General features: G+C 47.1%; 8 protein-coding genes, 16 tRNA genes, 3 rRNA genes and 1 riboswitch. Of the genes, 23 read left to right on the forward strand and 4 right to left on the reverse strand.

Features of this window, described 5'->3' with window-relative positions:
- Window positions 1-3: 3 nt before the first annotated feature.
- The gene (locus MKX38_RS04620; RefSeq protein WP_339188812.1) at window positions 4-357 is read right to left on the reverse strand and encodes a YgzB family protein; all 354 of its coding nucleotides are present in this window, start codon (window positions 355-357) and stop codon (window positions 4-6) included.
- A 207-nt stretch (window positions 358-564) separates the two neighbouring features.
- Between MKX38_RS04620 and MKX38_RS04625 the strand changes: the two genes are divergently transcribed.
- The 20 genes from MKX38_RS04625 to MKX38_RS04720 all read left to right on the forward strand — a co-directional run bounded on the left by MKX38_RS04625 (window position 565) and on the right by MKX38_RS04720 (window position 8,339).
- On the forward strand, window positions 565-1,449 hold the full coding sequence (locus MKX38_RS04625; RefSeq protein WP_003243727.1) for a nucleotidyltransferase-like protein: 885 nt from the start codon (window positions 565-567) through the stop codon (window positions 1,447-1,449).
- A gap of 293 nt (window positions 1,450-1,742) precedes the next feature.
- Window positions 1,743-3,292, forward strand: a 16S ribosomal RNA gene (locus tag MKX38_RS04630).
- 170 nt (window positions 3,293-3,462) lie between these two features.
- Window positions 3,463-6,390 (forward strand): 23S ribosomal RNA (locus MKX38_RS04635).
- Window positions 6,391-6,501: 111 nt separating this feature from the next.
- Window positions 6,502-6,617: ribosomal RNA gene (gene rrf, locus MKX38_RS04640) — 5S ribosomal RNA — on the forward strand.
- Together the 16S, 23S and 5S rRNA genes with 16 tRNA genes alongside form the textbook arrangement of a ribosomal RNA operon.
- Window positions 6,618-6,626: 9 nt before the next feature.
- Window positions 6,627-6,701: transfer RNA gene (locus MKX38_RS04645), tRNA-Asn, on the forward strand.
- A gap of 5 nt (window positions 6,702-6,706) precedes the next feature.
- Window positions 6,707-6,798: transfer RNA gene (locus MKX38_RS04650), tRNA-Ser, on the forward strand.
- A gap of 34 nt (window positions 6,799-6,832) precedes the next feature.
- Window positions 6,833-6,904: transfer RNA gene (locus tag MKX38_RS04655), tRNA-Glu, on the forward strand.
- 9 nt (window positions 6,905-6,913) lie between these two features.
- A tRNA-Val gene (locus MKX38_RS04660) sits at window positions 6,914-6,989 on the forward strand.
- 9 nt (window positions 6,990-6,998) lie between these two features.
- Window positions 6,999-7,075 (forward strand) — tRNA-Met (locus MKX38_RS04665).
- An 11-nt stretch (window positions 7,076-7,086) separates the two neighbouring features.
- Window positions 7,087-7,163, forward strand: a tRNA-Asp gene (locus MKX38_RS04670).
- A 12-nt stretch (window positions 7,164-7,175) separates the two neighbouring features.
- A tRNA-Phe gene (locus MKX38_RS04675) sits at window positions 7,176-7,251 on the forward strand.
- 5 nt (window positions 7,252-7,256) lie between these two features.
- Window positions 7,257-7,329 (forward strand) — tRNA-Thr (locus tag MKX38_RS04680).
- Window positions 7,330-7,351: 22 nt separating this feature from the next.
- Window positions 7,352-7,436, forward strand: a tRNA-Tyr gene (locus tag MKX38_RS04685).
- 5 nt (window positions 7,437-7,441) lie between these two features.
- Window positions 7,442-7,515 (forward strand) — tRNA-Trp (locus MKX38_RS04690).
- A 24-nt stretch (window positions 7,516-7,539) separates the two neighbouring features.
- Window positions 7,540-7,615: transfer RNA gene (locus MKX38_RS04695), tRNA-His, on the forward strand.
- 9 nt (window positions 7,616-7,624) lie between these two features.
- Window positions 7,625-7,696: transfer RNA gene (locus MKX38_RS04700), tRNA-Gln, on the forward strand.
- Window positions 7,697-7,745: 49 nt separating this feature from the next.
- Window positions 7,746-7,820, forward strand: a tRNA-Gly gene (locus tag MKX38_RS04705).
- 5 nt (window positions 7,821-7,825) lie between these two features.
- Window positions 7,826-7,896: transfer RNA gene (locus MKX38_RS04710), tRNA-Cys, on the forward strand.
- Between the two features lie 7 nt (window positions 7,897-7,903).
- A tRNA-Leu gene (locus tag MKX38_RS04715) sits at window positions 7,904-7,992 on the forward strand.
- Window positions 7,993-8,257: 265 nt separating this feature from the next.
- Window positions 8,258-8,339 (forward strand) — tRNA-Leu (locus tag MKX38_RS04720).
- A 78-nt stretch (window positions 8,340-8,417) separates the two neighbouring features.
- Here the strand turns inward: MKX38_RS04720 and spo0M are convergent.
- Window positions 8,418-9,194: a sporulation control protein Spo0M gene (spo0M, locus tag MKX38_RS04725; protein WP_003233481.1), complete on the reverse strand. Its 777-nt coding sequence runs from the start codon at window positions 9,192-9,194 to the stop codon at window positions 8,418-8,420.
- Window positions 9,195-9,335: 141 nt separating this feature from the next.
- On the opposite strand from spo0M, the gene MKX38_RS04730 reads away from it, so the two are divergent.
- Window positions 9,336-9,539, forward strand: coding sequence for a hypothetical protein (locus tag MKX38_RS04730; protein ID WP_014479229.1), 204 nt, complete (start codon window positions 9,336-9,338; stop codon window positions 9,537-9,539).
- A gap of 74 nt (window positions 9,540-9,613) precedes the next feature.
- Here MKX38_RS04730 and MKX38_RS04735 read toward each other — a convergent pair whose 3' ends face one another.
- Window positions 9,614-9,886 (reverse strand): spore coat protein, encoded by a 273-nt coding sequence (locus MKX38_RS04735; RefSeq protein ID WP_072692951.1) that lies wholly within the window; start codon window positions 9,884-9,886, stop codon window positions 9,614-9,616.
- 41 nt (window positions 9,887-9,927) lie between these two features.
- Here MKX38_RS04735 and MKX38_RS04740 point away from each other — a divergent pair, with 41 nt between their 5' ends.
- A complete protein-coding gene (locus MKX38_RS04740; RefSeq protein ID WP_339189387.1) occupies window positions 9,928-10,542 on the forward strand; it encodes a Type 1 glutamine amidotransferase-like domain-containing protein in 615 nt (204 codons plus the stop codon).
- 69 nt (window positions 10,543-10,611) lie between these two features.
- Window positions 10,612-10,719: riboswitch (TPP riboswitch) on the forward strand.
- Between the two features lie 132 nt (window positions 10,720-10,851).
- Window positions 10,852-12,624: a phosphomethylpyrimidine synthase ThiC gene (gene thiC / locus MKX38_RS04745; protein ID WP_032721208.1), complete on the forward strand. Its 1,773-nt coding sequence runs from the start codon at window positions 10,852-10,854 to the stop codon at window positions 12,622-12,624.
- 37 nt (window positions 12,625-12,661) lie between these two features.
- Here thiC and MKX38_RS04750 read toward each other — a convergent pair whose 3' ends face one another.
- Entirely contained in the window at window positions 12,662-14,017 is a 1,356-nt protein-coding gene (locus tag MKX38_RS04750; protein ID WP_015715546.1) for an FAD-binding oxidoreductase, read from the reverse strand.
- Window positions 14,018-14,043: the final 26 nt, after the last annotated feature.

Here is a 14,043-nt window from a genome sequence, read left to right on the forward strand (position 1 = left end):
ATTTTATTTCGACATTTTCTTTTTATTATAAGACTCATCAAATTCTTTTCCGTCTAATCCCTTATCTAAAGTCAGCGGTTCTCGGCAATGCATGCACATATCGACTCTTCCTAAAACCTTTGTCTCTTTATCACAGCCTGGACAAATGACGCGAACCGCTTTAGTCGAAAGCATTCCGATCCAAAAGTAAACTACCGTGCTGAGACCGATGGATAAAAGCCCAAGTATCATAAACAAACTAGAAAGCAAAACTGACTCTTTGAAAAAGATCCCGATGTACATAATGATAAACCCAACGAAAACCAAACTTAACGCAAATGTTCTGATTTTATTAATTTTGCTGGAGTATTTCGCCATGTCCATCCCCCTCTGTTTTAACTATAGCACAAACCCGATGGGATTTTCTTCATGTTTTCGGTTGAACTGGAATTTACATATGGAGAGTTACTGTGAAATTGTTTATAATAGTTCAATGTGTTTAGAAAAAAGGAATTTCGTTTTAACCATAGAATTGAATCAAATAGAGAATAAAAAAATTTGAACAATTGCATTGGAGGAATAGTGATGGAAAATCTTCTCCGTCCAATTTACCAAGAAAGAGCAAGTCACCCCAATACATTGGCTGTCATTATGATTGAGAGAAGAAACAAAACATCTTCCTTAACAGATAACTTTGATGCAGCTTTGCTGGTGATTGTAAAGGATGCTGATGAGCCAGTTTTTATAAAGCATTATGAATTTGATCATCAAACAGCTTCTTTGCATGTGGTAACAGATTCTCAGATTCAAGAATGGATTTTGCTTGGAACAAATAGAAGAATCATAGATTGGATTGTAAATGGCAGAGTCTTGTTTGACCGTAATGAATACGTAGTTGAACTGATTGACAGGCTGAATACATTTCCGTTTGCCGAACGTAAACTGAAGATCGGACTCGAATACGGCAAATTAATCAGAAGGTATGTTGAAGGGAAAGCTTTTTTTGAAGCCAATCAATTTTTAGATGCCTACAATGCCGTTGTTCATGCGCTGCATCATTTAGCACGTATTGAAGTAATCGACAGAGGATTCCATCCAGAAACCACGGTGTGGAGCCAAGTGCGCCAGATGGAGCCCCAAGTGTACAAATTATATTCCGAGCTGATTGAAAGTCATGAGAGCCTGGAAAAAAGACTTGAATTATTATTCTTAGCAAATGATTTTCTCATCCATTCCAAAGCCGAGATCGGTTCGGCGCATCTTTTCGAAGTAATGAAAGAAAAAGACATTTGGCAATTCGGTGAGCTTCTTCAACATCATGACCTAAAGCACTTTACCCAAGATCTTGGCGTTATGCTTGATTACTTGACGGAAAAGGGACTTATCAACGTCTGCCAGATAGAAACGAAAGGACAGGCTGTCTATCACCGAGGATATTCTTTTAAAAAAGGTGTTGACTCTGATTCTTGACCGTGTTATATTATTAAACGTCGCTGATGCGCTTCTGAGAAAACAAGCTCACAGCGGCGGGAAAATAAATCAAAAAAACATTTGACAAAAGAAAGTCAAAATGTTATATTAATAAAGTCGCTTCAACAAGAAGTGAAAATGATCTTTGAAAACTAAACAAGACAAAACGTACCTGTTAATTCAGTTTTTAAAAAATCGCACAGCGATGTGCGTAGTCAGTCAAACTAGGGCCTGCACGACGCAGGTCACACAGGTGTCGCCGCAGGATGCGGTGAACTTAACCTGTGATCCATTTATCGGAGAGTTTGATCCTGGCTCAGGACGAACGCTGGCGGCGTGCCTAATACATGCAAGTCGAGCGGACAGATGGGAGCTTGCTCCCTGATGTTAGCGGCGGACGGGTGAGTAACACGTGGGTAACCTGCCTGTAAGACTGGGATAACTCCGGGAAACCGGGGCTAATACCGGATGGTTGTTTGAACCGCATGGTTCAAACATAAAAGGTGGCTTCGGCTACCACTTACAGATGGACCCGCGGCGCATTAGCTAGTTGGTGAGGTAACGGCTCACCAAGGCAACGATGCGTAGCCGACCTGAGAGGGTGATCGGCCACACTGGGACTGAGACACGGCCCAGACTCCTACGGGAGGCAGCAGTAGGGAATCTTCCGCAATGGACGAAAGTCTGACGGAGCAACGCCGCGTGAGTGATGAAGGTTTTCGGATCGTAAAGCTCTGTTGTTAGGGAAGAACAAGTACCGTTCGAATAGGGCGGTACCTTGACGGTACCTAACCAGAAAGCCACGGCTAACTACGTGCCAGCAGCCGCGGTAATACGTAGGTGGCAAGCGTTGTCCGGAATTATTGGGCGTAAAGGGCTCGCAGGCGGTTTCTTAAGTCTGATGTGAAAGCCCCCGGCTCAACCGGGGAGGGTCATTGGAAACTGGGGAACTTGAGTGCAGAAGAGGAGAGTGGAATTCCACGTGTAGCGGTGAAATGCGTAGAGATGTGGAGGAACACCAGTGGCGAAGGCGACTCTCTGGTCTGTAACTGACGCTGAGGAGCGAAAGCGTGGGGAGCGAACAGGATTAGATACCCTGGTAGTCCACGCCGTAAACGATGAGTGCTAAGTGTTAGGGGGTTTCCGCCCCTTAGTGCTGCAGCTAACGCATTAAGCACTCCGCCTGGGGAGTACGGTCGCAAGACTGAAACTCAAAGGAATTGACGGGGGCCCGCACAAGCGGTGGAGCATGTGGTTTAATTCGAAGCAACGCGAAGAACCTTACCAGGTCTTGACATCCTCTGACAATCCTAGAGATAGGACGTCCCCTTCGGGGGCAGAGTGACAGGTGGTGCATGGTTGTCGTCAGCTCGTGTCGTGAGATGTTGGGTTAAGTCCCGCAACGAGCGCAACCCTTGATCTTAGTTGCCAGCATTCAGTTGGGCACTCTAAGGTGACTGCCGGTGACAAACCGGAGGAAGGTGGGGATGACGTCAAATCATCATGCCCCTTATGACCTGGGCTACACACGTGCTACAATGGACAGAACAAAGGGCAGCGAAACCGCGAGGTTAAGCCAATCCCACAAATCTGTTCTCAGTTCGGATCGCAGTCTGCAACTCGACTGCGTGAAGCTGGAATCGCTAGTAATCGCGGATCAGCATGCCGCGGTGAATACGTTCCCGGGCCTTGTACACACCGCCCGTCACACCACGAGAGTTTGTAACACCCGAAGTCGGTGAGGTAACCTTTTAGGAGCCAGCCGCCGAAGGTGGGACAGATGATTGGGGTGAAGTCGTAACAAGGTAGCCGTATCGGAAGGTGCGGCTGGATCACCTCCTTTCTAAGGATATTATACGGAATATAAGACCTTGGGTCTTATAAACAGAACGTTCCCTGTCTTGTTTAGTTTTGAAGGATCATTCCTTCGAAACGTGTTCTTTGAAAACTAGATAACAGTAGACATCACATTCAATTAGTAACACAAGATATCACATAGTGATTCTTTTTAACGGTTAAGTTAGAAAGGGCGCACGGTGGATGCCTTGGCACTAGGAGCCGATGAAGGACGGGACGAACACCGATATGCTTCGGGGAGCTGTAAGCAAGCTTTGATCCGGAGATTTCCGAATGGGGAAACCCACCACTCGTAATGGAGTGGTATCCATATCTGAATTCATAGGATATGAGAAGGCAGACCCGGGGAACTGAAACATCTAAGTACCCGGAGGAAGAGAAAGCAAATGCGATTCCCTGAGTAGCGGCGAGCGAAACGGGATCAGCCCAAACCAAGAGGCTTGCCTCTTGGGGTTGTAGGACACTCTGTACGGAGTTACAAAGGAACGAGGTAGATGAAGAGGTCTGGAAAGGCCCGCCATAGGAGGTAACAGCCCTGTAGTCAAAACTTCGTTCTCTCCTGAGTGGATCCTGAGTACGGCGGAACACGTGAAATTCCGTCGGAATCCGGGAGGACCATCTCCCAAGGCTAAATACTCCCTAGTGACCGATAGTGAACCAGTACCGTGAGGGAAAGGTGAAAAGCACCCCGGAAGGGGAGTGAAAGAGATCCTGAAACCGTGTGCCTACAAGTAGTCAGAGCCCGTTAACGGGTGATGGCGTGCCTTTTGTAGAATGAACCGGCGAGTTACGATCCCGTGCAAGGTTAAGCAGAAGATGCGGAGCCGCAGCGAAAGCGAGTCTGAATAGGGCGCATGAGTACGTGGTCGTAGACCCGAAACCAGGTGATCTACCCATGTCCAGGGTGAAGTTCAGGTAACACTGAATGGAGGCCCGAACCCACGCACGTTGAAAAGTGCGGGGATGAGGTGTGGGTAGGGGTGAAATGCCAATCGAACCTGGAGATAGCTGGTTCTCTCCGAAATAGCTTTAGGGCTAGCCTCAAGGTAAGAGTCTTGGAGGTAGAGCACTGATTGGACTAGGGGCCCCTACCGGGTTACCGAATTCAGTCAAACTCCGAATGCCAATGACTTATCCTTGGGAGTCAGACTGCGAGTGATAAGATCCGTAGTCGAAAGGGAAACAGCCCAGACCGCCAGCTAAGGTCCCAAAGTATACGTTAAGTGGAAAAGGATGTGGAGTTGCTTAGACAACCAGGATGTTGGCTTAGAAGCAGCCACCATTTAAAGAGTGCGTAATAGCTCACTGGTCGAGTGACTCTGCGCCGAAAATGTACCGGGGCTAAACGTATCACCGAAGCTGCGGACTGTTCTTCGAACAGTGGTAGGAGAGCGTTCTAAGGGCTGTGAAGCCAGACCGGAAGGACTGGTGGAGCGCTTAGAAGTGAGAATGCCGGTATGAGTAGCGAAAGAGGGGTGAGAATCCCCTCCACCGAATGCCTAAGGTTTCCTGAGGAAGGCTCGTCCGCTCAGGGTTAGTCGGGACCTAAGCCGAGGCCGAAAGGCGTAGGCGATGGACAACAGGTTGATATTCCTGTACCACCTCCTCACCATTTGAGCAATGGGGGGACGCAGGAGGATAGGGTAAGCGCGGTATTGGATATCCGCGTCCAAGCAGTTAGGCTGGGAAATAGGCAAATCCGTTTCCCATAAGGCTGAGCTGTGATGGCGAGCGAAATATAGTAGCGAAGTTCCTGATTCCACACTGCCAAGAAAAGCCTCTAGCGAGGTGAGAGGTGCCCGTACCGCAAACCGACACAGGTAGGCGAGGAGAGAATCCTAAGGTGATCGAGAGAACTCTCGTTAAGGAACTCGGCAAAATGACCCCGTAACTTCGGGAGAAGGGGTGCTCTGTTAGGGTGCAAGCCCGAGAGAGCCGCAGTGAATAGGCCCAGGCGACTGTTTAGCAAAAACACAGGTCTCTGCGAAGCCGTAAGGCGAAGTATAGGGGCTGACGCCTGCCCGGTGCTGGAAGGTTAAGAGGAGCGCTTAGCGTAAGCGAAGGTGCGAATTGAAGCCCCAGTAAACGGCGGCCGTAACTATAACGGTCCTAAGGTAGCGAAATTCCTTGTCGGGTAAGTTCCGACCCGCACGAAAGGCGCAACGATCTGGGCACTGTCTCAACGAGAGACTCGGTGAAATTATAGTACCTGTGAAGATGCAGGTTACCCGCGACAGGACGGAAAGACCCCGTGGAGCTTTACTGCAGCCTGATATTGAATGTTGGTACAGCTTGTACAGGATAGGTAGGAGCCTTGGAAACCGGAGCGCCAGCTTCGGTGGAGGCATCGGTGGGATACTACCCTGGCTGTATTGACCTTCTAACCCGCCGCCCTTATCGGGCGGGGAGACAGTGTCAGGTGGGCAGTTTGACTGGGGCGGTCGCCTCCTAAAAGGTAACGGAGGCGCCCAAAGGTTCCCTCAGAATGGTTGGAAATCATTCGCAGAGTGTAAAGGCACAAGGGAGCTTGACTGCGAGACCTACAAGTCGAGCAGGGACGAAAGTCGGGCTTAGTGATCCGGTGGTTCCGCATGGAAGGGCCATCGCTCAACGGATAAAAGCTACCCCGGGGATAACAGGCTTATCTCCCCCAAGAGTCCACATCGACGGGGAGGTTTGGCACCTCGATGTCGGCTCATCGCATCCTGGGGCTGTAGTCGGTCCCAAGGGTTGGGCTGTTCGCCCATTAAAGCGGTACGCGAGCTGGGTTCAGAACGTCGTGAGACAGTTCGGTCCCTATCCGTCGCGGGCGCAGGAAATTTGAGAGGAGCTGTCCTTAGTACGAGAGGACCGGGATGGACGCACCGCTGGTGTACCAGTTGTTCTGCCAAGGGCATCGCTGGGTAGCTATGTGCGGACGGGATAAGTGCTGAAAGCATCTAAGCATGAAGCCCCCCTCAAGATGAGATTTCCCATTCCGCAAGGAAGTAAGATCCCTGAAAGATGATCAGGTTGATAGGTCTGAGGTGGAAGTGTGGCGACACATGGAGCTGACAGATACTAATCGATCGAGGGCTTAACCATATTTTTGAATGATGTCACACCTGTTATCTAGTTTTGAGAGAATAAGTTTTTCAAAAAAACACTTGATTTTCTCAAGAATACATAGTATAATGTTAAATGTCACTGAAATTGTCTGGTGATGATGGCGAAGAGGTCACACCCGTTCCCATGCCGAACACGGAAGTTAAGCTCTTCAGCGCCGATGGTAGTCGGGGGTTTCCCCCTGTGAGAGTAGGACATCGCCAGGCAGACTTCATTCCGCAGTAGCTCAGTGGTAGAGCTATCGGCTGTTAACCGATCGGTCGTAGGTTCGAATCCTACCTGCGGAGCCATTATTGGAGAGCTGTCCGAGTGGTCGAAGGAGCACGATTGGAAATCGTGTAGGCGGTCAACTCCGTCTCAAGGGTTCGAATCCCTTGCTCTCCGCCACTGATACTTATACATAATTACAATTGAAAGTCTGGGCCCGTTGGTCAAGCGGTTAAGACACCGCCCTTTCACGGCGGTAACACGGGTTCGAATCCCGTACGGGTCATTATATGATGGAGGATTAGCTCAGCTGGGAGAGCATCTGCCTTACAAGCAGAGGGTCGGCGGTTCGAGCCCGTCATCCTCCACCATTATATCATCGCGGGGTGGAGCAGTTCGGTAGCTCGTCGGGCTCATAACCCGAAGGTCGCAGGTTCAAATCCTGCCCCCGCAACCAAATTTTAAAATGGTCCGGTAGTTCAGTTGGTTAGAATGCCTGCCTGTCACGCAGGAGGTCGCGGGTTCGAGTCCCGTCCGGACCGCCATTTGAATACTTAGGCTCGGTAGCTCAGTTGGTAGAGCAACGGACTGAAAATCCGTGTGTCGGCGGTTCGATTCCGTCCCGAGCCACCACCTATGCCGGTGTAGCTCAATTGGTAGAGCAACTGACTTGTAATCAGTAGGTTGGGGGTTCAAGTCCTCTTGCCGGCACTGTTTTTTCAAAATTTAATGTGGAGGGGTAGCGAAGTGGCTAAACGCGGCGGACTGTAAATCCGCTCCCTCAGGGTTCGGCAGTTCGAATCTGCCCCCCTCCACCATTTATAGGGGCATAGTTTAACGGTAGAACAGAGGTCTCCAAAACCTCCGGTGTGGGTTCGATTCCTACTGCCCCTGCCAAATTTATGACATCTTGAGATTATGGCGGTTGTGGCGAAGTGGTTAACGCACCAGATTGTGGCTCTGGCACTCGTGGGTTCGATTCCCATCAATCGCCCCATATTATCATTGGGCTATAGCCAAGCGGTAAGGCAACGGACTTTGACTCCGTCATGCGTTGGTTCGAATCCAGCTAGCCCAGTCTCACTTTTTATATCAACTGCATATAATGTATTAAGTCCATTAAAAATGCGGAAGTAGTTCAGTGGTAGAACACCACCTTGCCAAGGTGGGGGTCGCGGGTTCGAATCCCGTCTTCCGCTCCAATTACGGCGGCATAGCCAAGTGGTAAGGCAGAGGTCTGCAAAACCTTTATCCCCGGTTCGAATCCGGGTGTCGCCTTCTTATTGCCGGGGTGGTGGAATTGGCAGACACACAGGACTTAAAATCCTGCGGTAGGTGACTACCGTGCCGGTTCAAGTCCGGCCCTCGGCACCAATTTTACTTACATGGTAAGTTGAATTGGTGTTTGTGTTTTATCATTATAACTAATCATATTAATGATCTACATAAGTAGATCATTTTTTTAATGCTTTGATTTATCATAACAAGTTAAGTTCCGAGGCCTATTATAAAGCGGCTGTATAGCTAGTCTTTCAACACTTTTATTTTATATTTCCATAAAAACTTTTTTGAAATACGTTGACACTTTATGAGATCCATGATATATTTATATTCGTCGGTTAGATACGACGTAAAACTTGCCGGTGTGGCGGAATTGGCAGACGCGCACGACTCAAAATCGTGTTCCTTCTGGAGTGTCGGTTCGACCCCGACCACCGGTATACTGAAAAACCCGTTTCTTAACAGGAACGGGTTTTTATTTTTTATTAAAGAAAAGGAGCCAAGGCTCCTTTTTATACTTACTCAGCGTATTGGTCTAGGATCTCTTCTAGCACCTCTTCTAGCTCTTCTGTATCTTCAAGCTCTGATTGGCTGAAACGGACGCGTACAAGCTGTTCTCCGTCATTATACATCTCTTCCAGCCACCCTCGGAGTCCTCTTGCTCTGCGGTCGACTTCGAAAATGATTTCCAAACCGTCTTCGTCTAAAAGGAAAATGAGCTCTAATTCATCAAGCATCTGACGATAATATCCGGAAGTCGGAACGAATTCGAATTCTTGAACAAACGGAAGACGACGCTGGAAGTAGGGCGCTTGTTCGCAGTCTGCTTCGTTAAGACGGAAGCCCAGGTTTTCGATTGCTTCAAGCACATTTTCAATCCAAGGGTGCGCTTCAACAAAAATGCGGTCATGATCGGATTTATCGATACCGCCTTGAATGTCAAGGTCTGTCACCACGGCAACCTCTACTTTCCCTACAGTGATCGGCGTATCTAGAGGCAGAGTGAATGTGAACGGAAATTGATGCTCTTCACCAGGCTGTATGGTAAATGAACCAGTGACCCGGAAAGAATGAATTGTAGCGTATTTCCGGTGCTCTTCATCGTCTTTTACAATGACATACCGTGTGCTAAGCTGTAAATCGATATAACGGATGTCCTGAGCGATTTTTCCGCCTTTGACATGTACCGTTCCCTGTACTTCTTCTCCTGGAAAATATGCGTCTTTTTCTAAAATTGTATCTACTTTTGCAGCTCCAATTCCGGCACTTGCCGCAAGCTTCTTAAAAAATGACATGTTAGATCTTCCCCTTTTTCTTTTTTCTCAACAGATATACGTAAGAAGGCGGAAAAAAGATTCGTTTGATTCATACTTTTTTCCTATTATTCGTCTCGGCCTAGGGACAGACTAAGAATAATATTGAAAATAAAGGAGTGGATGGAAGTGAATAAAGAAAGTTTGGTTGCAGATGAATTACACAGAATGTTTTTGGCTGGTGAGCTGCAAATCACAGTAGAGGAGGATATAAACAATATTTCCGAAAGGCTGAGAAACGGCGATCTCAGTTTAGACCGATTAAGCGGTGAAGACGCGTTTATAAAAGAAACGGTAAATGAGGCTTTAAGAAGAGTGGAGCAATAAAAAAGAGACGGCATCTCATCTTTGAGATCCCGTCTCTTTTTGTGGTCTTTACTGCAAGATAAAAGCGTAATTGCTCACCCGAGCCACCCCTTTTCTAACAGAAGATCTGACAGTTCATCATGGAGATAAACAGTTGTATCTAATTGATCATGCAATGCTCTTCTGATGTGGGGATTTTCGGCTTCTGTTATTGCGACAGTGTATTTGTTAATGCTGGTTTTTATTGTTGTTAACAAATCAAGAATATCTTTGGGACAAAGACTTTGTTCAATAGGAAACCACCTCCTTTGTTTTTTTAGCAGCTCCTGATAAGAAAGTATTTGGCTTTGTTTCTTGCTTCTATACAAAATGCTATAATAAGCAACAAATTTTGTTGGGGGGTGTGATGATGAAGCAGATTATTGCGATGGGAGGCGGGGGTTTTTCGATGGAGCCGGATAATTTGTCCCTCGATCAATATATCCTCAATCAATCAAAACGAGAGCAGCCTCGTATTTGTTTTTTGCCGACGGCGAGCGGAGATTCCCAAAACTATATTCAGCGGTTTTATCATGCATTTCAAACATTGGATTGCGTGCCGTCTCATTTATCTTTGTTTAAGCCGCCATCATCAGATTTAGCTTCTTTTATTATGGAAATGGACGTGATTTATGTTGGCGGGGGAAATACGCGGAATTTACTTGTGTTATGGAAAGAGTGGGGGCTGGACCATATTCTCAGGGAAGCATGGAAGAACGGTGTGGTTTTAGCTGGAATAAGTGCCGGTGCGATCTGCTGGTTTGAAGAAGGGGTGACAGATTCAGCCGGACCGCTGACAAGTTTGAAAAGTTTAGGTTTTTTGCAAGGGAGCTTTTGTCCCCATTATGACGGGGAAAAGGATCGGAGACCGGCATACCACCAGCTGATATCTAACAAGTTCTTATGCAGTGGCTATGCAGCGGATGATGGGGCTGCTCTCCATTTCATAGCTGAAATCCCGTTGCCGGTCAAATATTTAGGGTGAAATTGGCTGAATATTATCTATATTCCTCTTTTTTTCAGATTGATTTTATGATAAGATGAGTGCGAAATCAATAGTTACTGGGGGTGCCCGCTTTCGGGCTGAGAGAGAAGGTAAGCTTCTTAACCCTTTGGACCTGATCTGGTTCGTACCAGCGTGGGGAAGTAGAGGAATTGTTTTTGTTATTGTCGTGCTGGGCAATAATATGTTTCTTTCTGACTGTAACCGGGTTCATTTATATGAATCCGGTTTTTTGTGCTGGTTATGGGCTTGATTTTGTCCTTTCAAACGTAGAGAGGGGAAGGAAAAGTAATGCAAAACAATTCAGTGCAGCAAGCCAACATTTCCATTATGTCAAGTTTTTCAGGCAGCAAGAAGGTATACGTGGAGGGCTCTTCTTCGGACATCCAAGTGCCGATGAGGGAGATTCTATTGAGTCCGACGACGGGATCGTTCGGCGAAGAGGAAAACGCGCCTGTGCGTGTCTATGATACAAGCGGACCGTATACGGATCCTGAAGTAACCATTAATATTCAAGAAGGATTAAAGCCGCTCCGCCAAAAATGGATCACAGAGCGCGGTGACGTGGAAGAGTATAAAGGTCGGGCTATAAAACCAGAAGATAACGGTTATAAAAAAGCAAATCCAAACGTAAGCTACCCAGGATTAAAGCGGAAACCGCTGAGGGCGAAGGCAGGTCAAAATGTCACACAAATGCACTATGCAAAAAAGGGGATCATTACACCTGAGATGGAATTTATCGCCATTCGTGAGCATGTGTCTCCTGAATTCGTCAGAGACGAGGTAGCCAGCGGCCGGGCGATTATTCCTTCAAACATTAATCACCCTGAAAGTGAGCCAATGATTATCGGCCGGAATTTTCATGTGAAGATTAATGCGAATATCGGGAATTCAGCGGTTACGTCATCCATTGAAGAAGAAGTGGAAAAAATGACGTGGGCCATCCGCTGGGGAGCGGATACGATGATGGATCTCTCTACCGGAAAAGATATTCATACGACGCGTGAATGGATTATCCGCAATTGCCCCGTGCCTGTGGGAACTGTTCCGATTTATCAGGCGCTTGAAAAAGTAAACGGCGTAGCGGAGGATTTAACGTGGGAGATTTATCGTGATACGCTAATCGAGCAGGCAGAGCAGGGAGTGGATTATTTTACGATTCACGCGGGTGTTTTGCTTAGGTATGTACCGCTGACTGCCAAACGGACAACTGGTATTGTGTCACGCGGGGGAGCGATTATGGCGCAGTGGTGTCTGGCTCATCATCAAGAAAGCTTTTTATACACACATTTTGAAGAAATATGTGAGATTATGAAAATGTATGATATTGCTTTCTCTCTTGGGGATGGTTTGCGTCCCGGATCAATTGCTGATGCCAATGACGAAGCGCAGTTTGCTGAATTAGAGACGCTTGGAGAGCTGACGCAAATTGCCTGGAAGCATGATGTTCAGGTGATGATTGAGGGTCCTGGCCATGTTCCGATGCATAAAATCAAAGAGAATGTCGATAAACAAATGGACATTTGTAAAGAAGCGCCTTTTTACACATTGGGGCCGTTGACAACGGATATTGCTCCGGGATATGACCATATTACTTCAGCGATCGGAGCGGCGATGATCGGTTGGTACGGGACAGCAATGCTTTGTTATGTAACGCCGAAGGAGCATTTGGGGCTGCCAAATCGTGATGATGTTCGTGAAGGAGTCATTACATATAAGATCGCTGCGCACGCTGCGGATCTTGCAAAAGGGCATCCCGGAGCACAAACCCGGGATGATGCGTTATCGAAAGCCCGTTTTGAATTCCGCTGGCGGGATCAGTTTAATTTATCTCTTGATCCGGAGAGAGCCCTTGAATACCATGATGAAACTCTGCCTGCTGAAGGAGCAAAAACCGCTCACTTTTGTTCCATGTGCGGTCCGAAATTTTGCAGCATGAGAATTTCACAGGATATTCGGGATTATGCGAAGAAAAACGATCTCAGTGAAGCAGAAGCCATAAATAAAGGATTAAAAGAAAAAGCAAAAGAGTTTGTCGATACGGGAAGCAATTTATATCAATAAAAAAGATGAAGATGGAGAATGCTCCATCTTCATTTTTTTAGAAAAACAGAGAGCGTCGAAGCGGAGGAATACTCTGTTCAAAGCGGAAAACATTTTCGGGATCATATTTCGTTTTGACACGGCGGAGTCGTTCAACGTTTTCGCCGTAATATGTTCTTGGCCAGTTTCTGATTTCGATATCTGGCCAATTTACGTAGTCTCCCATCGTTTCTCTCGAAAGGGACGTTCTCAGCCCCTCAATCCAGCGGACATTTTGTCTTTTTTCTTCAGGAGATGTCCAGTTTGTTAAGTATTCCTGGGCGATGATTGCATCACGATAATAAAATGCCGTTTGGTCGGGAGCGATCCGTCCGGCTGCCCCGCCGAGTGCTTGCTGCCAGACACTGGCGTTTTGATTCGGAGCGTGCTCTAAAAAGTGTTTTATTGTTGAAATCGCACGTTCTGATAATGGCTTTTCAATGAAAGAGCCGGAGCGTTTCATTTTTTGAGGCTGATTGCCTCCCGGGCTGTTAAAAAAGGTTACCGCTTCGATGAACGGCATTGTTTTTACCATTCCGCTTGTTGGGCTTCCTGCTTTCAATAAAGGCTTTAACAGTTTTTTTAACTCTGTTTTTGGCCCGACAAATTGGCCGAGGGCTTCTATGCGGTTTACTTCTTTAGGCCAAAACTCTATTGATGATGTAAGCCGGTCATCTGTATACGGGGCCCAGTGCTGCCACGTGTTAAATACTTCCTCAAAATCATCCCATCCCCATGTTATAGAAAAAATCGACACTTGAGAGATGGGCACTGCTTTAAATGTCATGGAGGTGACTATGCCGAAATTGCCTCCTCCGCCTCCCTGAGACGCCCAAAATAAGTCTGGATGATTTGAACAGCTGACTGTAATCAGATCAGCGCCCTCTTTTTCGTCTGCTACGATCATCTCAAGCTGCACGAGGCTGTCGCAAGTAAGGCCGGCAGCCCTTGTTAAAAGTCCAATTCCCCCTCCGAGAGTTAAACCTGTGAGCCCTACATTAGCAATGGTGCCTGCGGGAAGCGTCAGGCCGTATTGCCAGAGTGTCCGATAGACTTCTCCCAATTCAGCCCCCGCTTCAATATAGGCCAGCTTTTTATCCTGATTCACAGTTATTTTTTTCATTTCGCTTAAATCAATAACAAGACCGTTATTTAAAAGGGAAAAGTTCTCATAGCTGTGTCTGCCGCCTCTAATACGGAAAGGCACACGGTTTTCACGCGCCCATTTCAGCGCATTGAGTGCATCCTGTTTGTTTTGGCAAAACACAATGATGTCAGGATACCTTTCTAAGCTTAGGTTAATATTGGTTCTTGCTTCGTTATAGTCCGGATCATCCCGTGTCACGATACGTCCGGTCAATTTTGTCTTTTCCACACTCCCACATCTCTTTCTCTCGTATT

Origin of the sequence: Bacillus sp. FSL M8-0025 (assembly GCF_037975475.1) — a bacterium.
Classification (GTDB): Bacteria; Bacillota; Bacilli; order Bacillales; family Bacillaceae; genus Bacillus; species Bacillus subtilis.

Excerpts from the sequence above, each read along its gene's own strand:
- MKX38_RS04625 (WP_003243727.1), top strand. The coding sequence starts at position 565 with ATGGAAAATCTTCTCCGTCCAATTTACCAAGAAAGAGCAAGTCACCCC.
- MKX38_RS04740 (WP_339189387.1), top strand. The coding sequence starts at position 9,928 with ATGAAGCAGATTATTGCGATGGGAGGCGGGGGTTTTTCGATGGAGCCG.
- MKX38_RS04730 (WP_014479229.1), top strand. The coding sequence starts at position 9,336 with ATGGAAGTGAATAAAGAAAGTTTGGTTGCAGATGAATTACACAGAATG.
- thiC (WP_032721208.1), top strand. The coding sequence starts at position 10,852 with ATGCAAAACAATTCAGTGCAGCAAGCCAACATTTCCATTATGTCAAGT.
- MKX38_RS04620 (WP_339188812.1), bottom strand. The coding sequence starts at position 357 with ATGGCGAAATACTCCAGCAAAATTAATAAAATCAGAACATTTGCGTTA.
- spo0M (WP_003233481.1), bottom strand. The coding sequence starts at position 9,194 with ATGTCATTTTTTAAGAAGCTTGCGGCAAGTGCCGGAATTGGAGCTGCA.